Annotated in this window: 22 protein-coding genes and 1 riboswitch; of the genes, 14 read left to right on the top strand and 8 right to left on the bottom strand. The window is 75.5% G+C overall.

Going from position 1 to position 20,951, the window contains the following annotated elements:
* Nucleotides 1-132 precede the first annotated feature (132 nt).
* Both ACFFHC_RS05460 and ACFFHC_RS05465 read left to right on the top strand, forming a co-directional pair.
* Nucleotides 133-720: a TIGR03086 family metal-binding protein gene (locus ACFFHC_RS05460; protein WP_379803642.1), complete on the top strand. Its 588-nt coding sequence runs from the start codon at nt 133-135 to the stop codon at nt 718-720.
* A 1-nt stretch (nt 721) separates the two neighbouring features.
* Nucleotides 722-1,840 (top strand): alanine racemase, encoded by a 1,119-nt coding sequence (locus tag ACFFHC_RS05465; RefSeq protein ID WP_379803645.1) that lies wholly within the window; start codon nt 722-724, stop codon nt 1,838-1,840.
* A 30-nt stretch (nt 1,841-1,870) separates the two neighbouring features.
* Here ACFFHC_RS05465 and ACFFHC_RS05470 read toward each other — a convergent pair whose 3' ends face one another.
* Both ACFFHC_RS05470 and ACFFHC_RS05475 read right to left on the bottom strand, forming a co-directional pair.
* On the bottom strand, nt 1,871-3,949 hold the full coding sequence (locus tag ACFFHC_RS05470; protein ID WP_379803648.1) for a chorismate-binding protein: 2,079 nt from the start codon (nt 3,947-3,949) through the stop codon (nt 1,871-1,873).
* Nucleotides 3,946-4,665, bottom strand: coding sequence for an aminotransferase class IV (locus ACFFHC_RS05475; protein ID WP_180802239.1), 720 nt, complete (start codon nt 4,663-4,665; stop codon nt 3,946-3,948). Before ACFFHC_RS05475 ends, ACFFHC_RS05470 begins: the two co-directional genes overlap by 4 nt.
* Nucleotides 4,666-4,767: 102 nt before the next feature.
* Nucleotides 4,768-4,868: riboswitch (SAM riboswitch) on the top strand.
* 250 nt (nt 4,869-5,118) lie between these two features.
* Between ACFFHC_RS05475 and ACFFHC_RS05480 the strand changes: the two genes are divergently transcribed.
* From ACFFHC_RS05480 to trhA, 7 genes are all read left to right on the top strand, one after another.
* Complete coding sequence (locus tag ACFFHC_RS05480; protein WP_379803651.1) at nt 5,119-6,519, top strand: O-acetylhomoserine aminocarboxypropyltransferase/cysteine synthase family protein; 1,401 nt, start codon at nt 5,119-5,121, stop codon at nt 6,517-6,519.
* Between the two features lie 26 nt (nt 6,520-6,545).
* The gene (locus tag ACFFHC_RS05485; protein ID WP_202820464.1) at nt 6,546-7,619 is read left to right on the top strand and encodes a homoserine O-acetyltransferase family protein; all 1,074 of its coding nucleotides are present in this window, start codon (nt 6,546-6,548) and stop codon (nt 7,617-7,619) included.
* A 68-nt stretch (nt 7,620-7,687) separates the two neighbouring features.
* A complete protein-coding gene (locus ACFFHC_RS05490; protein ID WP_180802240.1) occupies nt 7,688-8,386 on the top strand; it encodes a 5'-methylthioadenosine/adenosylhomocysteine nucleosidase in 699 nt (232 codons plus the stop codon).
* Nucleotides 8,387-8,455: 69 nt separating this feature from the next.
* Nucleotides 8,456-8,779, top strand: a complete 324-nt coding sequence (locus ACFFHC_RS05495) for a hypothetical protein (protein ID WP_070703540.1) — start codon at nt 8,456-8,458, stop codon at nt 8,777-8,779.
* A 282-nt stretch (nt 8,780-9,061) separates the two neighbouring features.
* Complete coding sequence (locus ACFFHC_RS05500; RefSeq protein ID WP_141494347.1) at nt 9,062-9,310, top strand: hypothetical protein; 249 nt, start codon at nt 9,062-9,064, stop codon at nt 9,308-9,310.
* 58 nt (nt 9,311-9,368) lie between these two features.
* Complete coding sequence (locus ACFFHC_RS05505; RefSeq protein ID WP_101849644.1) at nt 9,369-10,079, top strand: alpha/beta fold hydrolase; 711 nt, start codon at nt 9,369-9,371, stop codon at nt 10,077-10,079.
* Complete coding sequence (trhA, locus tag ACFFHC_RS05510; RefSeq protein WP_070703537.1) at nt 10,076-10,762, top strand: PAQR family membrane homeostasis protein TrhA; 687 nt, start codon at nt 10,076-10,078, stop codon at nt 10,760-10,762. The genes ACFFHC_RS05505 and trhA overlap by 4 nt, the downstream gene beginning before the upstream one ends.
* Before the next feature lie 39 nt (nt 10,763-10,801).
* Here the strand turns inward: trhA and ACFFHC_RS05515 are convergent, their stop codons facing one another.
* The 4 genes from ACFFHC_RS05515 to ACFFHC_RS05530 are packed head-to-tail and all read right to left on the bottom strand — an operon-like array spanning nt 10,802 to nt 14,727.
* Complete coding sequence (locus ACFFHC_RS05515; RefSeq protein ID WP_141494348.1) at nt 10,802-11,467, bottom strand: lytic transglycosylase domain-containing protein; 666 nt, start codon at nt 11,465-11,467, stop codon at nt 10,802-10,804.
* Nucleotides 11,468-11,502: 35 nt separating this feature from the next.
* Nucleotides 11,503-14,139 (bottom strand): excinuclease ABC subunit UvrA, encoded by a 2,637-nt coding sequence (locus ACFFHC_RS05520; protein ID WP_379803659.1) that lies wholly within the window; start codon nt 14,137-14,139, stop codon nt 11,503-11,505.
* A gap of 35 nt (nt 14,140-14,174) precedes the next feature.
* Nucleotides 14,175-14,492 (bottom strand): type II toxin-antitoxin system PemK/MazF family toxin, encoded by a 318-nt coding sequence (locus ACFFHC_RS05525; protein ID WP_070703534.1) that lies wholly within the window; start codon nt 14,490-14,492, stop codon nt 14,175-14,177.
* A gap of 1 nt (nt 14,493) precedes the next feature.
* A complete protein-coding gene (locus tag ACFFHC_RS05530; protein WP_070703542.1) occupies nt 14,494-14,727 on the bottom strand; it encodes a ribbon-helix-helix domain-containing protein in 234 nt (77 codons plus the stop codon).
* A 183-nt stretch (nt 14,728-14,910) separates the two neighbouring features.
* Here ACFFHC_RS05530 and ACFFHC_RS05535 point away from each other — a divergent pair, with 183 nt between their 5' ends.
* Both ACFFHC_RS05535 and ACFFHC_RS05540 read left to right on the top strand, forming a co-directional pair.
* Nucleotides 14,911-16,206, top strand: a complete 1,296-nt coding sequence (locus ACFFHC_RS05535; RefSeq protein ID WP_331250397.1) for an MFS transporter — start codon at nt 14,911-14,913, stop codon at nt 16,204-16,206.
* A gap of 120 nt (nt 16,207-16,326) precedes the next feature.
* Entirely contained in the window at nt 16,327-17,247 is a 921-nt protein-coding gene (locus ACFFHC_RS05540) for a polysaccharide deacetylase family protein (RefSeq protein WP_202816661.1), read from the top strand.
* Between the two features lie 102 nt (nt 17,248-17,349).
* Here the strand turns inward: ACFFHC_RS05540 and ACFFHC_RS05545 are convergent, their stop codons facing one another.
* On the bottom strand, nt 17,350-17,739 hold the full coding sequence (locus ACFFHC_RS05545) for a thiol-disulfide oxidoreductase DCC family protein (protein WP_379803666.1): 390 nt from the start codon (nt 17,737-17,739) through the stop codon (nt 17,350-17,352).
* A gap of 275 nt (nt 17,740-18,014) precedes the next feature.
* Here ACFFHC_RS05545 and ACFFHC_RS05550 point away from each other — a divergent pair, with 275 nt between their 5' ends.
* Nucleotides 18,015-18,341: a snapalysin family zinc-dependent metalloprotease gene (locus tag ACFFHC_RS05550; protein WP_181443196.1), complete on the top strand. Its 327-nt coding sequence runs from the start codon at nt 18,015-18,017 to the stop codon at nt 18,339-18,341.
* A gap of 84 nt (nt 18,342-18,425) precedes the next feature.
* Here ACFFHC_RS05550 and ACFFHC_RS05555 read toward each other — a convergent pair whose 3' ends face one another.
* A complete protein-coding gene (locus tag ACFFHC_RS05555; protein ID WP_070703530.1) occupies nt 18,426-19,595 on the bottom strand; it encodes a metallophosphoesterase family protein in 1,170 nt (389 codons plus the stop codon).
* Between the two features lie 186 nt (nt 19,596-19,781).
* Between ACFFHC_RS05555 and ACFFHC_RS05560 the strand changes: the two genes are divergently transcribed.
* Nucleotides 19,782-20,399 carry a DnaJ family domain-containing protein gene (locus ACFFHC_RS05560; RefSeq protein ID WP_101849651.1) on the top strand — a complete coding sequence of 206 codons (618 nt, stop codon included), beginning with the start codon at nt 19,782-19,784 and terminating at the stop codon, nt 20,397-20,399.
* 55 nt (nt 20,400-20,454) lie between these two features.
* Nucleotides 20,455-20,838 (top strand): type II toxin-antitoxin system VapC family toxin, encoded by a 384-nt coding sequence (locus tag ACFFHC_RS05565; RefSeq protein WP_070705955.1) that lies wholly within the window; start codon nt 20,455-20,457, stop codon nt 20,836-20,838.
* Nucleotides 20,839-20,951: the final 113 nt, after the last annotated feature.

Here is a 20,951-nt window from a genome sequence, read left to right on the forward strand (position 1 = left end):
GTGTGGCGTGCGTCATCCCGGTGGGGTGTGGCCGCCCGGCCCGTCCCCAGCCGGTCGTGGCGGCCGCCGTTCGTCCACAGGTCCGCCGGGCGGGGGCGGGGCAGGCCGGGCGCCGACGGATAGCGTGCGCGCATGACCACTGCACCCAGCACGTCGCGCCAGGCCATCGACCTGCTGCCGGAGTCCGCCCGCGCCTTCGCCGTGGTGCTCGAGCGGTTGCCCGACGACGCCTGGGGTCGCCCCACGCCATGCAGCGAGTGGTCGGTCAAGGACGTGGTGAACCACGTGGTGGCCGAGCACGAGTGGGTCCCCCACCTGCTGCGGGGGGAGGGCGTGGAGCAGGTGGGGGACCGGTACGACGGGGACCGGCTCGGCGGCTCGCCGGCTGCTGCCCGCCGTGCGTGGCAGATGGCGATGCTGGGCTCGCTCCAGGCGTGGGCGCAGGTGGAGGAGGTGGACCATCCGGTGGCCCTCTCCGGCGGCATGCAGACCGCGGGGGAGTACGCCCACCAGATGCTCGTGGACCTCACCGTGCACGCCTGGGACGTGGCGCAGGGCGGTGGGGTCTCGGTGCCGGTGCTCACCGACGCCGTGGGCGTCGCCTTCGCCTACGAGAAGCCGCGGGTGGCGCAGGGCGAGGCCGCCGGCCTCTTCGCGCCGCCCAGGCGGCCCCGCTCGGACCATCCGATGGACCAGCTCGTCGCGCTGCTGGGGCGCTGACGTGGCGCTCGCTCCCCTGACCGACCTGCCGCCCACCCCGCGGGTGGTGCTGGACCGCGCCCGACTGCAGGCCAATGTCGACCGCATGGCCGCGACGGCCGCCGAGCGCGGCCAGGCCCTGCGACCCCACGCCAAGACCCACAAGTGCCCGCAGGTGGCCGCCCTGCAGCTGGCAGCCGGTGCGGTGGGCCTCACCGTGGCCACGCTGGGGGAGGCCGAGGCGTTCGCCGAGGCCGGGTGCGGCGACCTGCTCATCGCCTACCCGGTGTGGTGGACGTCCGACCAGGCGCGGCGTGCCGCGGAGCTGGCCACCCGGGTGCGGCTGGCGGTGGGCGTGGACTCCGTGGAAGGTGTGCAGCACCTGGCCGAGCTGTGGCAGGTACCGCGGGGGCGCACCCGGGAGCCCGCCGCGGGGCCGGTGGCCCTGCCGGAGCTCGTGGTGGAGGTGGACAGCGGCCACCACCGCAGCGGGTGCGCCCCGCAGGAGGCCCGCGCGGTGGCGCGTGCCGGCATCGAGACCGGGTTCGTGGTGCGCGGCCTGTTCACCTTCCCCGGACACAGCTACACGCCCGCGGGCCGGCGGGAGGTGGTGCGCCAGGAGGCCGACGCGGTGGCCGAGGCCGCCCGCGGCCTGCGCGCCGCCGGGGTGCTGACCCCGCACGTCTCCGGCGGGTCCACCCCCTCGGTGGCCCTGGAGGAGGCCGGTTTCGACGAGTTGCGCCCGGGCGTCTACGTGTTCGGCGACGCGCAGCAGTGGGAGCTGGGCACGTGTGCGCCCCAGGACATCGCGCTCACCGTGCACTCCACGGTGGTCTCGCACGCCGGTGGGCGCCTCGTCCTGGACGCCGGGAGCAAGGCCCTCGGTGCGGACCGGGCCGGCTGGGCCACCGGCTTCGGGCGGTTGCTGGACCACCCGGGTGCGCGCATCGAGGTGCTCAGCGAGCACCACGCGGTGGCGGTGCTGCCGGACGGCGAGCCGCTGCCGCCGCGGGGCAGCGTGGTGCGCGTGGTGCCCAACCACGTGTGCAACGCGGTCAACCTGGCCGAGGAGCTGCTCGTGGCCGACGACGGTGTGGTCACCGAGCGGTGGCCCGTCGCGGCGCGGGGACGCAACAGCTGAGGGGCGGGACTCGGCGTCGGCTCCGCCGGGTCACCGGCAGGCGGAACGGGCCTTGGTGAGCATCTCCTCGTACTCCGCCCGCGGGTCCGAGGCCAGCACCACGGCCCCGCCGGCCCCCACCGTGACGCGTCCGCCGTGCACGACGGCGGTGCGGATGACGATGGCCAGGTCGGCCGTCCCGGTGGCCGACAGGTAGCCGAGCGTGCCGGCGTAGACCCCGCGCGGTCGGCCCTCGAGGCGGTCGAGCAGGTCGGTGGAGCGGGCCTTGGGGGCTCCCGTCATCGAGCCGCCGGGGAAGGCCGCGCGCAGCAGGTCCACCACCCCGGCCCCCTCGCGCAGGCGCCCGGTCACCGTCGTGACCAGCTGGTGCACCGTCGCGTGGGTCTCCACCGCCATGAGGCGGGGCACCCGGACCGTGCCCGGCCGGCAGACGCGCGCCAGGTCGTTGCGCAGCAGGTCCACGACCATGAGGTTCTCGGCGCGGGTCTTGGGGTCCGTGGCCAGGGCGGCGGCGCGGGCAGCGTCCTCGGCCGGGTCTTCGCTGCGGGCCGCGGTGCCCTTGATGGGGCGGGTCTCCACCGAGCCGTGGGCGTCCACGTGCAGGAAGCGCTCCGGGCTGGAGCACAGCACGGCGGTGCCGCCGTCCTGCAGCAGGGCGGCGAAGGGCGCCGGGTTGGTGCGCCGCTGGCGCAGGTAGGTCGGCAGCACCTCCCCGGTGAAGGGGGCGTCCACGGCCGTGGTGAGGCACAGCTCGTAGGACTCGCCCTCGCGCAACCACCGGCGGGCGGTCTCCACGTGCTCGGCGTAGGTGGCGGCGTCCACGAGCAGGGAGCCCTCCACGTCGGCCACCAGTGGTGTGCCCGCTGGCCGGGGCAGGAGCAGCGGGTCCGGTCCTGGGCCCGTGTCCGCGCCGGGTTCGCCCTCGCCGAGCAGGGCCCGCTGCGTGGAGGCGGCCCAGGCCTCTGCAGCGGTCACGGCGGCCGGCTCGTCGGGGCAGTGGGCCACCACCCACCCGTCCCCGGTGGCGTGGTCGAGCACCGCGTACCGGTCGGCTGACATCCACACCGCCTCGGGCGTGGCCGCGGGGACCACCGGGGGCGCGTCCGAGCGGGTGTCGGTCCAGCGCCGTGCCTCGTAGCCCAGCCAGCCCACGAAGCCGCCCTGCAGGTCGAAGGGCAGATCCTGCCGGTGCGGGGTCGGGCGCGCGGCCAGGGCGTGCTCCAGCACGGCGAAGGGGTCCTGTGCGGCCGAGGGGCGCAGCACCACCGCATGGGGTCCGGTGGGGGTGCCGAGCATCGTGAACCGGCCCCCGCCCTCGCCCGTGCGGGCGCTGTCCAACCACCACGAGGAGGGGCCGGCCGGGTCGGGCACCGGCCCCGACCCGGCCGGCGGTGCGGTCCCGGCCCCGCCGGCCACCCGGGCCGCCCAGCGTGCGTGCACCACCTCGGCGCCCACCCGCTCGAGCCCGGGCACCGGCCTGGCCACGAGGGTCCACGGCCGCGGGGCCGCCGCGCGCACCGCATCGGCGAAGGCCTGCACCACCGCCAGCCCGTGCGGCGTGCCCACCGACTCGGGGTGGAACTGCACGCCCCACCACGGCCGCTGCGTGTGGTGGGCCAGCTGCACCACGCCGTCGGGGGTGCGGGCGTCCACCACCCACCCCGCGGGCAGGGGCTCGACGGCCGCCAGCGAGTGGTAGCGCACCACCTCGGTGGCCGGTGGCAGGTGCGCCGCCAACCCCGTGCCGTGGTGCTCCAGGGCGTCCACCAGCCCGTGCTGCGGGGCCGGGGCCGGCTCCACCCGCCCGCCGGTGGCCACCACCATCAGCTGGTGGCCCAGGCACACCCCCAGCGTCGGCAGGCCGGAGTGCTCCAGCGCCCAGGCCGCCAGGCGCACGTCCTCGGGGCGGGCGGGGTGGCCCGGCCCGGGGGAGATGACCAGGCAGTCCACCGCGCGCACCGCGGTGCGGATGCCGGGGTCGTCGTGCGCCAGCACCAGCGGCTCGCGGCCGAGCGCCGCCGTCAGCAGGTGCGCCAGCACGTGGGTGTAGGAGTCGTGGTTGTCCACGAGCAGGGCATGCAGCGGGCGCGGCGGGAGCGAAGCGGTCACGGCACCTCGTCGAGGGCGGTGTTCCACGCCAGGGCGCGTCCCGGGGCGGCGAGCACCAGTGGCCGCCCGCCGTGCTCCCAGGCCGTCACCCCGCTGATGCCGTGCAGTGCGCTGAGCAGCCAGAGCTCGTGGCCGGCCAGCTCCTGCGGCGTGCGGTGCGCGCTGGCGGTGCGCACCCCGCGGCGGGCGGCCAGCTCGCGCAGCCGGAGCTCGGTGACCGACGGCAGCCGCCCGGCGGCCGGGGGAGTGGTGAGCACCTCGCCCTCCCACCAGGCCAGGGTGCCGTGGGCCGCCTCCAGCACGTGGCCGGCGGACGAGAGCAGCACGGCGTCGTCGGCGCCGCGCCCCAGGGCGGTGCGGCGTGCGTCGGCGAGCACCGCCAGGTCCGGCCCCTTGACCTCGGGAGCGGTGCGCGGGTCGGCTCCCGGGAGGGTCCACAGCCTCGATGCGGGACGACGCGGCGGCGCGGGGCGCAGCAGCACGGTCACCCCGGTGGTGCGCACCTCCAGCCGGGGGAACCACTCGCCCTCGGCCAGCTCGGCCGGCATCTCGTGGGTGGCGGCCACCACCTTCTCGGCCCAGTCCGGCACGCCCGGCCAGGTGCGCGCGGCCGCGGCCACGGTGCGCTCCAGGTGGTGCAGGCGCCCCGGCCACCAGCCGTCCACGTGGCGCCACGAGGTCACCACCACCGGCTCGGGTGCTGCTGCGGCCTCCACGCTCCTCCTCCGCTCTCCGGGCATCACTCGCACGGCCGCTCATTGTGCGGCATCGGTCACAGGGGTTTGCGGTCACCGGGTCCGTGGCCTACGGTCGTGGACACCTCATCCAGAGCGGCCGAGAGACGTGGCTCCACGACGCCGCGGCAACCCGGCGGACCGACAGGTCCGACCACGGGTGCCACTGCCACGAACGATGCGAAGGAGTTCGAGATGCAGCACCGCACCTCCCCTCACCCCCGCCTGAGTGGCGCCGCCCGCACCTCGATGTCGGGCACCTCCTGGGCGTCGCGGCGAATGCCGGCGGCGCAGCGGGCCGCCTGAGCCCCCTGCGCCGAGCCTCGTCCTGAGGCTGACGACCCCCTTTCCCCGCCGCCGCCCCATCGGGTGGCCGGCTGACCGCACCCCGATGCGCCCTCGCGCCGGGGCGGTCCCCCGTACCCAGGAGACGCCATGACCCAGCCCACCACCGCCACCGAGACCACCCCGACCACCCGCGCCACCGCCGACGCCCCCTCCGCCGAGGCCCTGGACCCCACCACGTGGGGCCTGGCCACCCGCGCCGTCCACGCCGGCCAGGTGCCCGACTCCGACACCGGATCCCGCGTGCTGCCGCTCCACCAGACCACCAGCTACGTCTTCGCCGATGCCGACCAGGCCGCCAACCGGTTCGCCCTGGCCGAGCTGGGCCCCATCTACACGCGCCTCAACAACCCCACGACGCAGGTGGTGGAGGACCGCCTGGCCGCCCTGGACGGTGGGGTGGGCGCCCTGCTGCTCTCCTCCGGCCAGTCCGCCACCACCCTGGCGCTGCTCAACCTGTGCGACGCCGGCGACCACGTGGTGGCCTCGTCCCACCTCTACGGCGGCACGCAGAACCTCTTCGCCGTCACCCTCAAGCGCCTGGGCATCGACGTCACCTTCGTGGACCCGGCCGACCCCGCCGCCTGGCGCGCCGCGGCCACCGACGCCACCAAGGCGTTCTTCGGCGAGACCGTCTCCAACCCCTCGGGCACCGTGCTCGACATCGCCGCCGTGGCGGAGGTGGCGCACGAGGTGGGCGTGCCGCTGGTGGTGGACAACACCATCGCCACCCCGGCGCTGCTGCGCCCCATCGAGCACGGGGCCGACGTGGTGGTCTACTCGGCCACCAAGTTCCTCGGCGGGCACGGCACCGCGGTGGCCGGTGCCATCGTCGATGCCGGGCGCTTCGACTACACGGCCCATGGCGACCGCTTCCCGCACTTCACCGAGCCGGACGAGACCTACGGCGGCATCGTCTTCGGCCGTGACCTGGGCGCGGACGGGGTGTTCGGGGTGAACCTCTCCTACGTGCTGCGGGCCCGCGTGGTGCTCCTGCGCGACCTGGGGGCCTCGGTCTCGCCCTTCAACGCGTGGCTCATCGCCCAGGGCCTGGAGACGCTCACGCTCCGTCTGGAACGCCACCTGTCCAACGCGCGCACCCTCGCGCACTGGCTGGCCGAGCACCCGCAGGTGCAGCGCGTCCACTGGGCCGGGCTGCCGGACCACCCCTCCCACGCGGTGTCGGCGCGCTACCTGCCCGACGGTCCCGGCTCGGTCGTCTCCTTCGAGCTGGCCGGCGGTGCCGAGGAGGGGCGCGCCTTCGTCTCCGCCCTGCGCCTGCACAGCCACGTGGCCAACATCGGCGACGTGCGCTCGCTGGTCATCCACCCGGCATCCACCACGCACGCCCAGCTCTCCGAGGCCGACCAGCGCGCGGCCGGCGTCACCCCCGGGCTGGTGCGGCTCAGCGTCGGCATCGAGGACGTGGACGACCTGCGCGCCGACCTCGAGCGGGGGTTCGCGGCCGTGGCTGTCGGGGGTGCGCGGTGACCGCCACGCTCCCGAGGCGTGGCGCGGTGTCCGCCGGCGCCGGGGCACCTGCACCGCGGCACCGCGTCGTGCGCCCCGGGCCGGTGCGCCTGGAGGGTGGTGCGCTGCTGGACCCCGAGGTGTCGCTGCGCACCTGGGGAGCCCCCGCGGCGCCCGACGGCTCCAACGTGGTGGTGGTGCTGCACGCCCTGACCGGCGACTCCCACGTGGGCGGCCCCGGTGGCCCGGCGCACTGCCCGCGCGGGTGGTGGCCGGACCTCATCGGGCCCGGGCGCCCCCTGGACACGCGGCGCCTGCACGTGGTGGCGCCGGACGTGCTCGGCGGGTGCAGCGGCACCACCGGCCCGGCGAGCCCCGCCCCGGACGGGCGCCGGTGGGGCAGTCGCTTCCCGGCCGTGACGGTGCGCGACCAGGTGGCCGTGGAGGTGGCCGCCGTGCGCGCGCTGGGCCTGCGCCGGGTGGGGTACGTGCTCGGCGCCTCGGCCGGTGGCATGCGCGCCCTGGAGTGGGGCCTGCAGCGCGAGGTGGAGGCGGGGCACCTGTGCGTGGTGGCCGCGCCGGCCGTGGCCTCGGCGGACCTGCGCGGCGGCCTGGCCCTGCAGCGGCAGGCGGTGACCGCCGACCCGGCGTGGCGGGGCGGTGACCACCCGTCGGGGGCGGGCCCGGTGGCCGGGCTCGCCCTGGCCCGGCGGATGGCGATGCTCACCTACCGCAGCGCCGACGGCCTCGAGGAGCGCTTCGGGGAGGGGTCGCCGGGCACCTGCGCCTCGGGTGGCTCGGTGACGGCCTGGCTGGACCACCACGGGGACTCGTTCGTGCGGCGCTTCGACGCCGGGGCGTACCTCGCCCTCATCGACGCGATGGCGAGCCACGACGTGGGGCGCGGGCGCGGGGGAGTGCCGGCGGCCCTGGCCGCCGTCCACGCCCGGGTGACGGCGGTGGGCGTGAGCAGCGACCGGCTGGTGCGCCCCGAGGAGGTGCGCCGGGTGGCGGCGCTCGCCGGGGGCCGCTACCTGCAGGTGGAGTCCGCCAGCGGCCACGACGGGTTCCTCACCGAGACCGAGGCCGTGGCGGGGCTGCTGGGCTCGGTGCTGGCCTGAGCGAGGGTGGCAGGGCGTGCGCGGCCCGGGTCGTGGACAACCTGCCTGACCGTGCCACGATGCGCGCCATGACACGCGTGCTGGGAGTGCTGGGTGCCATCGAGGCCGAGGTGGTGGCGCTGCGGGCGGCGCTGGAGGACGCCCACGAGGAGGTGGTGCTCGGCCTGACCGTCACCCGCGGCGTGCTCGACGGCATCCCCCTCGTGCTGGCGCGGTGCGGCGTGGGCAAGGTCAACGGGGCCCTGGGTGCCGCGGCCCTGCGGGTCGCCGGGGCCGAGGCGGTGCTCTTCACCGGGGTGGCCGGCGGCATCGCGCCGGGGGTGGCCGTCGGGGACCTCGTGGTGGCCGATGACGTGGTGCAGCACGACGTGGACGTCACCCCGCTGGGCCGCGGGCCCGGCGAGCTCCTCGGCGAGCCGCTGGCCTGGTCGGCCGACGACCGGCTGCGCGCCGCTTGCGAACGGGCCGCTCGCGCCATCGCCGAGGACGCCGCGGTCCACACCGGGCGGGTGGCCTCGGGCGACCAGTTCGTCGCCAGCGGGGCCGCGCGCGCCCGCATCCACGAGGTGTTCGGCGCCCTGGCCGCCGAGATGGAGGGTGCCGCCACCGCCCAGGCCTGCGCACGCATGGGGCTGCCCTGGGCCGTGGTGCGCAGCATCAGCGACAGCGCCGACGAGGGAGCGGTGGAGGACTTCCCGGCGTTCCTGGAGATGGCCGCCCGCCGCGGGGAGGCGCTGGTGCGGCAGGTGGTGCGCGAGCTGGCCTGAGGTCCGCTGCCCGGCAGCCGCGGGTGTCGCCCCGACCTGACCCGCCTGGTTGCGCCGCTACGGTGACCCATGACCTGGAAGCAGCGCGCCAGGCGTGCCCTCGACCACCCCGTGGCCGGCATCCCGGCGCGCGCCGCCTTCACCGCCCTGGCCACCGCCCAGCTCGCCCGGGCCGCCCGGCACGACCGCCGCACCGTCGGGCTGCCCACCCCCGAGCAGCGAGCCGACACCGCCGAGCACGTCACCATCGCCGTGAAGACCTTCATGCGGCCCGCCACCTGCCGCCGCTTCATCCGCTCCGCGCGGACGTGGTGCCTCTGCCGTTCAACTCCGGGGTCCCCGTGGGGCGCAACCTCGCCCTCTCGATGGTGGACACCGAGTTCACGCTGGTGACCGACGACGACCACGTCTTCACCGCCGCCACGCAGATCCACCGGGCCGTGGAGTACCTGCGGGCCACGCCGGAGGTCGACATCGTGGGCCTGGCGCTGGTGGGGCTGCCCCAGAACGAGGCCGGTGACCTGCGCTACCCGCGCATGGTGGAGGGGACCCTCCCGCCGCTGCGCGAGGACGACGAGGCGCTCAACGGCCTGCCGGTGCGTCTCATGGTGGCCCAGAACTACGTGACCCGCACCGAGTCGCTGCGCCGCATCGGGTGGGACGAGGGGGGTGCGCATGACCGACCACAAGGACTTCTTCCACCGGGCCTCCGGGCGGCTGGTCACCGTGATCGACATGGGGTCCGGCAGCTACCACGTGCGCACGCCCTTCAAGAAGGACTACATGAGCTACCGCGACGCCGTGGCGGACGACGGTGCCTACCTGACCCGCAAGTGGGCGGCCGTGGTCGCGGGGGAGATCCCCTCGGACACCACCTGCTACGGCGGGAGCTCCGCCGAGCGGCGCGCGGCCCGCGGCGTCTGATCCCGCGGGGCCGGAGGGGTTCCGCGGCCAGCAGGACGGCCCGGGTAGCGTGGCGCGGGTGAGCGACGACCTGCCTGAACTGCCCGACGTGACCGTCCCGGACGACCTCTCCGGCCTCGAGGAGGCCACGCCCGGCCCCACCCCGCTGGCCCTGGTGCACGGGCTGGGCTCCAACCCCATCGACTGGCAGGACGTCGTGAGCCGGGTGGGGGCCTCGCGCCCCATGGCCGCGCCGTGGGTGGACGCGCTCAAGCCCAACCGCCCGGCGGGCCCGCTGGACCTCTCCGCCTGCGCCTCGGCCGTGCTCTACACCGGCGACGTCATGACCTGGCGCCAGTTCGACCTGGTGGGGCAGGACGTGGGCGGCATGGTGGGTGCCACGCTGGCGGCCGAGCACCCGGAGAAGGTGCGTCGACTGGTGCTCTCGGGCGTCTTCGTCTCGATGCCGAAGATGGCCGTGCGCATGCAGAAGCTCGCCCTGCAGGCCCAGACCCGCAACGCGCTCGTGGCCCAGGGCATCGACCGCCAACGCACCCTGCAGACCCTGGACACCCTCGCCGGGCTGGACCTCACCGAGACCCTGCGGGCCGTGCAGCAGCCCACCCTCGTGCTCGTGGGCGCCGGTGACCGCGCGGGGAGGGCGATGGCCCGCCAGGTGGCCGAGCTGCTGCCCGACGGCCGCGTGCAGGAGATCCCGGGCGCCGGCCGCCGCCCCGCGCTGGAGGCCCCCGAGGCCTACGCCGACGCGGTGGTGGAGTTCACCGCGTGAGGAGCGGCCCCCTCCCGGAGCGCAGCAAGGACGGCTCGGTCCACGTCACCGACGAGCGGGTCAACACCCTCTCCCACCTGGTGGGCTCCTGCTTCGCGCTGCTCGGTGGCGCGGTGCTCGTCACGCAGGCCGCCACCACCGGTGACCCCTGGCGCATCGTCGGTGCCGGCGTCTACTCCGCCACCCTGCTCCTGCTGTTCGTGGCCAGCACCCTGCACCACGGTCTCGACCTGGGGGAACGGGGCGACACCGTGCTGCGCACCCTGGACTACACGGCCGTGTTCGCCCTCATCGCCGGGACGGTGACGCCGTTGGTGCTGGTGGACGTGCGCACGCCGCTGGGGTGGGCGGTGCTGGGCACGGTGTGGGCGATCGCCGTGGGCGGCATCGTGCTGCGCGCGGTGAACCCCCGGCTGCCCAAGGAGGTCACCAACACGCTCTACATCGTGCTGGGGTGGATGCCGGTGGCCCTGGTGGCCGGGGACGTCACCCTCCCGGCCGGCATGTTGGCGCTGCTGGCCGCCGGCGGGGTGGTCTACTCCCTCGGCTTCGTCGTGTTCATCCTCGAACGGCCCAACCCGTGGCCAGGGGTGGTGGGTTTCCACGAGATCTGGCACGTGCTGGTGGTGCTGGCCGCGGCCCTGCACTGGGCGATGGTGGCGGCGTACGTGGTGCCCGCCTGAGGCAGGCCGGCGCGCGGCACGGGCGTGGGCGTGGCGCGCTCAGCGGCCGTAGCGGTCGGCCCAGGTGAGCACCTCGTCCACGTACTGGCCGGAGTTGTTGTACCGCTTGATGGCGGCGCGCAGCGTGGCGTCGTCCTGGAGGTCGCGCTCCTGGTTGCCGCAGATGAGCCGCGCCGCGGCCAGTGAGGCGTCGTAGATGTTCTGCGGGTCCTTCTGGCCGTCGCCGTTGCCGTCCTGCCCCAGCTCGGACCACGTGAGCGGGATGAACTGCATGGGTCCCACGGCGCGGTCGTACTCGGCGTCACCGTCCAGCTCGCCGCCGTCGGTGTCGCCGTGGCCGGTCACGTTGCCGCCGGCGCCGGAGCCGTCGAGCCGCGCTCCGAAGATGGGTGGGTCGGCGCGGCCGGTGTCGTCGAGCTTGCCGCCGTTGGCGTGCTTGGACTCCACCCGCCCGATGCCGGCCAGCACCTGCCAGTCGAGGTCATGGCACGGGCGGTCGAACTCCTCGGCGCCCTTCGCGGCCTTCTGGTAGGCGTCGAGGGCGGTCGGCGGGATGTCGTCGGCCCGCTCGTTGGCCGGGTTGAGCGTGGCCACGAGCCAGGCCAGCACGATGCCGCCCAGCACCACCAGGGCGATCCAGACACGGCGGTCCGACCGGCCAGGGCGGCGGGCCGGGCGGCGTCGTCTGGCGCGGGGCGCGGACATGGGACTCCTGGGACGGGGTGAGGGGCGGGCGCAGCCTACCCAGCCGGGCTGGATGCGATGACCCGTCCGCCCTCGGAACCGGCGCCGGGCCCCATCTCCACCAGGTGGTCAGCGGTGCCCAGGGCCACTGGGTCGTGCTCGGCCAGCACCACGGTGTGCCCGGCATCGGCCAGGGTGTGCAGTTGGCGCAGCAGGCGGTGCGTGTCCGCCGGGTGGAGACCGGTGGTGGGCTCGTCGAAGAGGTACAGGGTGGGCTGGCGGCGGCGGGTGCGCAGCTCGGTGGCCAGCTTGATGCGCTGCGCCTCGCCGCCGGACAGCTCGGTGGCCGGGTGCCCCAGGCGCAGGTAGCCCAGACCGAGGGTGGCCAGCGCCTCCACGGTGCGCCGCACGGGGGCCTCGTCGGCGAAGACGGTGCGCGCCTCGTCCACGGTGAGGTCCAGCACCTCGGCGATGGTGAGCCCGTTCCAGCGCACCTCGAGGGTCTCGTCGTCATAGCGGGCGCCGTGGCAGTCCGGGCAGATCGAGTACGTGCCGGGCATGAAGAGCAGCTCCACCGAGACTGAGCCCTGGCCCTCGCAGGTGGGGCAGCGGCCGGGAGCGGTGTTGAAGCTGAACCGGCCGGCGCCGAAGCCGCACTCCTTGGCCTCGGGGGTGGCGGCGAAGAGGCTGCGTACCCGGTCGAAGGCACCGGTGTAGGTGGCCAGGGTGGAGCGCGGCGAGCGGCCGATGGGCTTCTGCGTGATGCGCACCAGGCGCCCGGGCACCTCGGCGGGGTCCCCGTCATCGACCCCAGGAGTGGCCCCTCCAACGGTTCCGCCAGTGTGTTGAGTCGTCGACTCCCGGGGTCCGATGGCGCTCACGACCCCGACGAGCGACGACTCACCGGGCGTGCCAGGGGTGGCGGGCGCGTCGTCCGCGGGGGCGTCGGCGTCGTCGGCCTCGGTGGCGACCTCCTCGGCGTGGGCGCGCACCGCCTCGGCGATGCCGTCCAGCAGTGAGCTCTTGCCGGAGCCGGAGACGCCGGTCACCACGGTGACGGCCCCCATCGGCAGGTCCACGTCCGCGCCGGCCACGGTGTGGCGGTGGATGCCGTGCACTCGCAGCCACCCGGTGGCCGCCCGGGGCCCGCCCTCGCGGACCTCCTCGGGGTGCACGGGGCGCTCCAGGTACCGCCCGGTGAGCGATGCGGACACCCCCGGCAACTCATCGACCGGCCCCGAGTGCAGCACGAGCCCGCCGTCCTGACCAGCGCCCGGCCCCACGTCCACCACGTGGTCGCAGGCCGCCACCACGGCCATGTCGTGCTCCACCACCAGCACCGTGTTGCCGCCCTCCACCAGGCGCCGCAGCACGCGCAGGAGAGCCTCGGCGTCGCGCGGGTGCAGGCCGGCCGAGGGCTCGTCGAGCACGTAGACCACACCGAACAGCCCGGTGTGCAGCAGGGTGCCCAGGCGCAGCCGCTGCATCTCGCCGGGGGAGAGGGTGGGGCTGCGGCGGTCCAGGGAGAGGTGTCCCAGGCCCAGCTCCAGCAGCACGGCGGTGCGAGCCACGAGATCCGTCAGGAGGGCCCGCTCGGCGGCCTCCTGCGCGGTGGGTGCGGCGGGGGGCGGGACGTCGGGCGAGGTGGCGTCCCCGGCCGGCGCGTCCGCATCGGGCAGGACGGCCAGGCGGGCGCGGGCCAGGCGGTCCACCTCGGTGACCGGCAGCGCGCTGAGCCCGACGATGCCGTGGCCCTGCCAGGTGACCTGCTGCGCGTCGGGACGCAGGCCGGCGCCGCCGCAGGTGGGGCACGGGCGGGACTCCACGAAGCGCAGCGCCCGGGCCCGCTGGGTGGCCGACTTCGTCTCGGCGAGGGTGCGCATCAGGTAGCGGCGGGCGGAGGAGAACTGGCCGGAGTACGGCCGCTGGATGCGCTCGGGGTCTCGCTCGGGCACCACCTGCACCACTGGCTGCTCGTCGGTGAACAGGATCCAGTCCCGGCTCTCCTGCGGCAGGGTGCGCCACGGCACCGTGACGTCGTACCCGAGCGTCGCGGTGATGTCGCGGTAGTTCTTGCCCTGCCAGGCGCCCGGCCACGCGGCGATCGCGCCCTCGGCGATGGAGAGGTCCGGGTCCGGCACCATCGAGGACTCGGTGGGCTCGTGCACCACGCCCAGTCCCGAGCACGCCGGGCAGGCGCCGGTGGCCGTGTTGGTGCTGAACGCGTCCGAGTAGAGCGTCTCGGCGCCCTCGGGGTAGGTGCCGCAGCGGCTGTACAGCATCCGCACGATGCTGCCGGTCTGGCTGACCGTGGCCACGGTGGAGCGCGAGGAGGTACCGCTGCTCGTGGCCTGCTGGCCCAGCGCGACCGCCGGCGGCAGACCGGTGATGCTGCGGACCTGCGGGTCGAGCGCGCCGTGGATGAGGCGCCGCGCGAAGGGGGCGACGGTCTCCAGGTAGCGGCGCTGGGCCTCGGCGTGGATCGTGCCGAAGGCCAGGGAGCTCTTGCCCGAGCCGGAGACGCCGGTGACGGCCACCAGGCGGTTGCGCGGGATGGTGACCGACACGTCGCGCAGGTTGTGCAGGTGCGCGCCGGTGACGGTGATGTGCGTGGCGTCGGTGGGGGTGGACGGGCTCGCGGCGGCGGGCTGGCTCGGGGGCTGGGCGAGGGAGTCAGTGGCACCGGACGTCATCGGGCCAGTGTCGCAGCCGGGCGGGGAGGCGGGGCTCAGCCGCCCAGCACGGGCAGGTCGAGGTCGAAGGCGCGCACCATGGCCACCGCCAGGTCGCGCTCCTGCCGGGGGTGCAGCCACCCGACCACACGCCCCAGGGAGGCGGTCGGCACGGTGACGACGTTGTCCAGCGAGGCCGCGCACTCGGCGTCGAGGCCGTTGGTCGGGCCCAGGGGGACCTCGCTGGAGAGGCCCTTGACGGTGCGGGTCACCGGAACAACGGTCACCTTCGTCAGGGCGGGGCGGGCCGCGTCGCGAGTCAGCACGAGGACAGGGCGGGTCTTGTCGAGTTGGGCGAGGCGGATCTCGCGCACGTCAGTCACCCACGGACACGTGGCCGACGGTCCAGGCCACGAGGTCGTCCAGGTCGTCCTCGGCGCCTCTGGTCCGGAGCACCTCGGCGTCGTGCAGGGCTGCCAGGTGGCGCAGGTGACGCTCCAGGGCGGAGGAGACCAGCTCGGCCCGGCTGGCTGCCGTGCCGTCGCTCACGAGACGGTCGAGGGAGGCGACGAGTTCGTCGGGCAGGCGCACGGCGATCTGGGTGCTCATGGCCACAGGGTAGCGCGGCGCATCCCGCGATGGGATGCAGCGCGTGGTGTCGAGGTCGAGGTGGAGCGGAGTGCCCGGTACGCGGGGCTCCGCTCCACGGCGAGCCGGCGGTCGGTGACCGGCGGGCGCCGGACCCCCGAAAATCCCGCGCCACCCGGCCGCAGGCCCGCCTACCCTTGCGCCGTGCCCCTCGCCACCCCACCCGCCGCGCCCGCCCCCGGGCCCGTCGCGCGTGCCGTGGACTGGTTCCTCCCGCCGCGCATGGGGCGCACCTTCCGCTGGCTGGTGGGTGGCGCCTACGCGGCCAACCTGGCCGACGGCATCATCCTGGCTGCCGCCCCGCTGCTGCTGGCCACGCTCACCGACTCCGCCCTGCTCATCGCCGCCGCGCCCATGCTCAACCGCCTGCCGTGGCTGCTCCTGGGACTCGGGGCCGGCGCCGTCGCCGACCGGGTGGACCGCCGCCGCATGACCATGGCCGGCGACCTCGCCCGCGTGGTGGTGCTCACGCTGCTGGTGACCGCGCTGGTCACGGGCCACGCCAGTATCGGCGTGGTGCTCACGGTCTCGCTGCTGCTGGGCGTCTGCGAGGTGGTCACCGACTCGGCCTCCATGACCCTGCTGCCCTCGGTGGTGGACCGCCGGGACCTCACCACCGGCAACGCGCGCATGATGTCGGCCAACCTCGTGGCCAACCAGATGCTGGGCCCCGCCGTGGGTGCGGGGTTGTTCGCCCTGGGCAGCGCGTGGGCGTTCAGCTCCTCGGCGCTGCTGCTCCTGCTGGCCGCCGCCGCCGTGAGCCGGATGGTGCTGCCCGCGCGCGAGACCGCGCCCGACCCCGGCACGCCCACGGGGCTGCGGGGCCTGCACGCCGACGTGGTGGCCGGCCTGGCGTGGCTCAAGGACGCCCCCGCCGTGCGCACGCTCGTGCTCACCATCCTCACGTTCAACGTCACCTGGGCGATGGGGTGGGGCGTGCTGGTGGTCTGGTCGCACGAGCGGCTCGGGCTGGGGGCCGTCGGGTTCGGCCTGCTCAACACCGCCTCCGCGGTGGGCGGGGTGGTGGCCGTGCTGGCCTACGACCGCATCGCCGCCCGGTGGTCGCTGGCCTCGGTGATGAGGGTGTGCCTGGCCCTCGAGGTGCTCTGGCACCTCACCCTGGCCACCACCACCTCGGCGCCGGTGGGCTATGCGGCCATGTTCGTGTTCGGCCTGTACGGCTTCGTGTGGGCCTCCACCTCGTCGGCCGTGCGGCAGCGCGCCACCCCGGACCACATGATGGGGCGCATGAGCGCCATCAACCTGGTGGGCCTCACCGGGGGCATGGTCATCGGCATGCCCATCGGAGGTCTGCTGGCCGACGCGTTCGGCATCACCGCACCGTTCTGGGTGGGCTTCGCGGGGTCGGGCCTCACGCTGGTGCTCATCTGGCGGTCGCTGGCGCACATCGCGCACGCCGAGGAGCCCGCGGCGGCCTGACCCCACGCCGGCGGAGGCGCCGGCCCCTCGGCCTGGTCTAACCTGCCTGCGGGGGGTGTAGGGATGACCTGGGGACCGCACAGCACGCCGCGTCGGTCGGTGCTCGCTGGACTGGCCGCGATGGGGCTGACGTCCTGCAGCGTGCCCGACCCGCGGAGCCTCGAGCCGGCGCCGTCCGCGCAGCCGAACGGCGCGAAGGCCCCGCCTCTCCCGACGCGGTCCGCGCCGGTGTCCCCGTCCTCGCCGGTCACCACGACATCGACCCCCGCCGCACCGGAGCCCGCGCGCGAGTCCGCGCCGGAGCTCTCGTCCGAGCCGCCCGGGAGCTCACGCCACCGCGGCGCCGTCGAGGAGGAGTTCGCCGGGCGCCGTCCGCGGCACTGGGGCTCGGCGGTGCCTGGCGTGGTCACCCGGGGGAGTGCCCTCGCACGCTCCCGCCGCCGGGTGGCGCTCACCCTGGACGCCTGCGGGGGTGGGGCGGGTGCGGGGTACGACCGGGCGCTCATCGAGGTGCTGCGGGACCTGCGCGTGCCGGCCACGCTCTTCCTCAACGCGCGGTGGGTGCGGGCCAACCCGAGCACCACGCGGGACCTCGCCCGCGACCCGTTGTTCTCCCTGCAGAGCCACGGATGGCGCCACGTGCCACTGTCGGTGACGGGGCGGCACGCGTACGGCATCCGCGGCACCGGCAGCGTCCGCGAGGCGCACGCCGAGCTGACCCGGGGCATCCCGGTGCTGCAGCGCCACACCGGTCGGCCGGTGCGCTGGTTCCGCCCCGGGACGGCGCACTGCGACGAGGTGGCCTCGGCCATGGCCGCACACGTGGGCACGCCCGTGGTCGGCTTCAGCGTCAACGGCGACGGCGGCGCCACCTTCTCTGCCGAGCAGGTGGCGCGGGCCGTCGGTTCGGCAGGGCCGGGGGACATCGTCATCGCCCACATGAACCACCCGGAGTCCGGCACCGCCGCCGGTCATGCCCGTGCGCTGCCCGAGCTGCTCGGCCGGGGCCTGGTGTTCAGCCACCTCGACGACATGGTGTGACGCGCCGCCGCGCGGCGGGGGCTGGCCGCGGACGGGCCTGCTGGGGGTGAGCGGTGTGGGCCCTGAGGCACGCTGGGGCGCTGCCTGCCGTCCTGGTTCCGGTCAGGCGTGCGGCGGGGGAGGCAGGGCGCACGCCGTGGTGCCGCCCGGCAGCTGGTGGCGGTGGTCGGCCACCCACCGGTAGGTCGCCGGAGCCACCCACGCCACCGGGGGAGCGGCCAGGAGCACCCCGGCCGCGTGGAGGAGTGCGCCCCGGAGGGTGGTGCGCTCGGCGGTGCGCAGGGCCGCCGCCACGGCCGGTGCGCCGAACAGCACCCGGCCGGCATCGTCCACGAAGGGGATCTCCCGCTGTGCGCGCCGTGCACCGATGCCGTGCTCCGCCAGGCGCGCGTCCGTCATCGGGGCCACCACGCAGGTGACGGGCCAGCCGGCCAGCAGGAGGGCGGCGCGGGTGCAGAAGCCGCAGTCGGGGTCGTACAGCAGGGTGCTCACGGGATCCAGTGTGCCCGGGGCCGCGTGCGCGCCCGCCCGGCCAGCCCCGGCCCCGCTCTCTCGAGGCGTGCCCTCGCCCTGCAGAAGCCCGCCTGTGGTCCAGAGGTACGCACTCTCGGGCGTACCTCTGGACCACAGGCGGACCTCTGCGGCGCCCGCGCATCCTGACGAACTCGTGCGGGTGCGCGGGCAGCGCGCTTGACCGCTGCTGTCACCGTGACCTGCCTGGCCGCCGGCCCCGCCTCGGCCGCCCCGGCCCCGAGGGCACTGACGCGGTGACCGCCGAGGTGGAGATCACCGACAACGACGACGCCGCCCCCACCTACGACCAGCTCATCGACAGTGGCGCCGAGATCTGGAACTCCGCCGTGAGCTCCATCCACCTGGTCGATGCCGGCGACGGCGGCCAGGCGATGCTCACCGACACCGAGGGCGACGACCTCAACGGCTCGTGGGTCCGCACCTGGGGCTTCGGCGAGGGCGAGGTCTTCATCGACCACGCCCAGGCCCAGGAGTGCGACGCCCAGCCCAACGCGCAGGAGATCGCCCAGATGGAGGCCAACGCCGGCGCCGGGTACCTCTTCGACGGCCTGGGTCGCTGAGGAGGGGCACCGACCGAGCCGACGGCGCCCCGCCCACCACACCGGTGGGCGGGGCGCCGTCGCGTACCTCGGTGCGCGGACGCCTCAGCGCACGTACGGCGGCAGCGGGCGCGGGGTGCTCGGCTGGTAGCCCTCGCTGAGGTCGATGCCGTAGTCGGCGGCGAAGAGCGCACGGCTGGTGTAGAGCTCGTCGCTGCCCTCGGTGAGGGTGAACACGCGGGCGCCGCGCAGGCGGTGGTCCTGCGCCCCGCCCAGGCCGTAGGCGCCGAAGCCGGTGCCCGGCCCGTAGCCCAGGCGGATGCCGAAGTAGTCGCCCTCGTAGGTGTTGACGTGGTCGTGCCCCACGTACAGCCCGCGCACGTCGCCGCGGAACAGCATCGCGTTGAACAGGCCGGAGTTGAACGGTCCGGGGCACTCGTCCTCGTTGCGCTCACCGGTGATGCGGTGCTTGGCCACGGCGCGGGCGTGGTCGGCCGGCGTGCGGCTGTCCACGCTGTCCCACCACATGAAGCGGTGCTCCCACAGGGCGATGTGCTGGAAGGCCAGGCCGGGGACGGGGCGGCCGGTGGCGCGCTCCAGCTGGGCGGAGGTGTGGGCGTACCAGTCCACCTGGTCGAAGCGCAGCCAGTCCCAGTCGGGATAGCCCTCGAAGTCCTGGCCGGCGATCTCGTCCGGGGCGTAGCGGCCGGAGTCCAGCAGCCACACGGCGGCGGCCGCGCGGCCACCCTTGGAGCCACGGATGGGCAGCACCATGTTGCCGGTGCCGGTGATGCCGCGGGCACCCTCGCCGTTGACGTTGTGGCGGTAGCGGCGCACGAACTCCAGGATGCGGCGCTCGGTCATGCCCGTGCGCTCGGCGGAGTCCTCGTCGTGGTTGCCCATGGTGACCGCCCACGCGATGCCGCGCTCCTCCATCGGCATGACGACGTTGTTGAGCGCCTGGCGCACCTGGGTGGCGCTGTCCATGTCGCCGGTCACCACGTCGCCGTTGATGACCACGAGGTCGGGGCGCACGTCGTCCAGGACCGCGGCCTGCAGCTGCAGGGTGCGGCGGTCGGTGGTGTGGGTGTCCTGGGTGTCGTTGAACTGCACCACCGTGAAGCGGCCGTCGCGGCGGAAGCGCAGGTGCGTGCGCTCGATGCCGCCGCGCACCGGGGTGGCGTGCGCGGGGGAGGCGGCGGCGGTGGCGGCTGCGCCGGCGGCTCCGAGGCCGGCGCCGCGCAGCAGGGAACGGCGGTCGATGGGGGAGGTCATGAGGGGCCTTTCGTCCGGGAGTGGGGGGCGGGCGCGCGCACCGTAGGAGGCCCCGGTGGCCGGTGCGTCGATGCCGGGTGGCCGGGCGGTGGCGCCGAACCGAACGGCCGGCGAACAGGCCGGGGGTGGTCGCCGGTGGGGGAGCGGCGGCCGGCAGGTGTGGGCGGCCCGGCGTAGCCTCGATGCATGGACGCGCCGCTGCCCCCGCGCCGGGAGGGTCCCGCCGAACGCGGCCGCGCCGCATCGGAGCAGCGCGCCCGGCCCGAGGAGCCCGAGCCGCAGCCCGGCGGCGAGCTGACCGTGGAGAAGGCCCGCTCGGTGGCCGAGCAGGCCATCCTGCAGGCGCAGCGGGAGGGCGCCTTCGAGAACCTGCCCGGCGCCGGGCGCCCGCTGGAGGGGCTGGACCGCCCGCACGACCCTGACTGGTGGGCCCGCGACAAGCTGCGCCGGGAGAACGCCGACCTCTCGGCGGCCCTGCCCGTGGTGCTGCAGCTGCGGCGCGAGAAGGCCGGCCTGCTCGAGGCGGTGCTGGCCCTGCCCACCGAGGACGCCGCCCGCGCGCACCTGGAGGACTTCAACGCCCGGGTGCTGGCCGACCGCCGTCGTCCGCCGGCCACGGAGCACTCCCCGCCGGTCGTGGGCCGGGTGGACGTGGAGGAGTACCTGGCCCGATGGCGTGCCGGTCGCCCCGTCGTGGAGGCCGAGGCCGCCCGGCTGGCTGCCGAGGCCGCGGAGGCCCGCCGCGCGCACGAGGAGGCGGAGCGGGCCGCCCGGCCGCGGCGGTGGTGGCGCCGGCGCCGCTGAGGGGACCCACCGCATCGGGCAGGCTGTGGACATCGTGCGGTCCGGGGCGCGGCGAGTGACCGTCCTCGACGCCTCGGCCGCCGTCAATGTGCTGCTCGGGCGGACCACCGAGCCGGACCTCTCCGGGCTGGTGGTGCGCGGTGTGACGGCACCGCACCACATCGACGTGGAAATCACCTCGGCGCTGCGGGGCCAGGTGCTCGGGGGCAAGCTCGCCGAGGGCGTGGCCCTGAACCGGTTGGGCGCCTTCCTCGCCTGGCCGGTGGAGCGGGTACCGCTGCGGGGGCTGGCGCCGCGCATCTGGGAGCTCCGCCACGCGATGTCGGCCTACGACGCGGCGTACGTGGCGCTCGCGGAGATCACCGGGCAACCGTTGGTGACCTGCGACGCCAAGCTCCTCTCCGGTGGACACCGGGCCGAGGTGCGCGTGGTGGCCTGAGCGGTGCGGTGGGGCGGCCGTCCTCACCGGGTGGGGCGAGGTGGCGAGACCCGCACCGGTGCTGCACTCGGGCTGACACCGGGCCCAGTTCCGCACCGGTGCCGAACTCGACA

It is taken from the genome of Kytococcus schroeteri (assembly GCF_042433515.1).
Classification (GTDB): Bacteria; Actinomycetota; Actinomycetes; order Actinomycetales; family Dermatophilaceae; genus Kytococcus; species Kytococcus schroeteri.

What these genes read in the sequence shown, in the direction of transcription:
- ACFFHC_RS05520 (WP_379803659.1), bottom strand. Translation starts at nt 14,139, where the DNA reads ATGACGTCCGGTGCCACTGACTCCCTCGCCCAGCCCCCGAGCCAGCCC.
- ACFFHC_RS05540 (WP_202816661.1), top strand. Translation starts at nt 16,327, where the DNA reads ATGGGGCTGACGTCCTGCAGCGTGCCCGACCCGCGGAGCCTCGAGCCG.
- ACFFHC_RS05500 (WP_141494347.1), top strand. Translation starts at nt 9,062, where the DNA reads ATGACCGACCACAAGGACTTCTTCCACCGGGCCTCCGGGCGGCTGGTC.
- ACFFHC_RS05490 (WP_180802240.1), top strand. Translation starts at nt 7,688, where the DNA reads ATGACACGCGTGCTGGGAGTGCTGGGTGCCATCGAGGCCGAGGTGGTG.
- ACFFHC_RS05555 (WP_070703530.1), bottom strand. Translation starts at nt 19,595, where the DNA reads ATGACCTCCCCCATCGACCGCCGTTCCCTGCTGCGCGGCGCCGGCCTC.
- ACFFHC_RS05460 (WP_379803642.1), top strand. Translation starts at nt 133, where the DNA reads ATGACCACTGCACCCAGCACGTCGCGCCAGGCCATCGACCTGCTGCCG.
- ACFFHC_RS05495 (WP_070703540.1), top strand. Translation starts at nt 8,456, where the DNA reads ATGACCTGGAAGCAGCGCGCCAGGCGTGCCCTCGACCACCCCGTGGCC.
- ACFFHC_RS05560 (WP_101849651.1), top strand. Translation starts at nt 19,782, where the DNA reads ATGGACGCGCCGCTGCCCCCGCGCCGGGAGGGTCCCGCCGAACGCGGC.
- ACFFHC_RS05480 (WP_379803651.1), top strand. Translation starts at nt 5,119, where the DNA reads ATGACCCAGCCCACCACCGCCACCGAGACCACCCCGACCACCCGCGCC.
- ACFFHC_RS05530 (WP_070703542.1), bottom strand. Translation starts at nt 14,727, where the DNA reads ATGAGCACCCAGATCGCCGTGCGCCTGCCCGACGAACTCGTCGCCTCC.
- ACFFHC_RS05515 (WP_141494348.1), bottom strand. Translation starts at nt 11,467, where the DNA reads ATGTCCGCGCCCCGCGCCAGACGACGCCGCCCGGCCCGCCGCCCTGGC.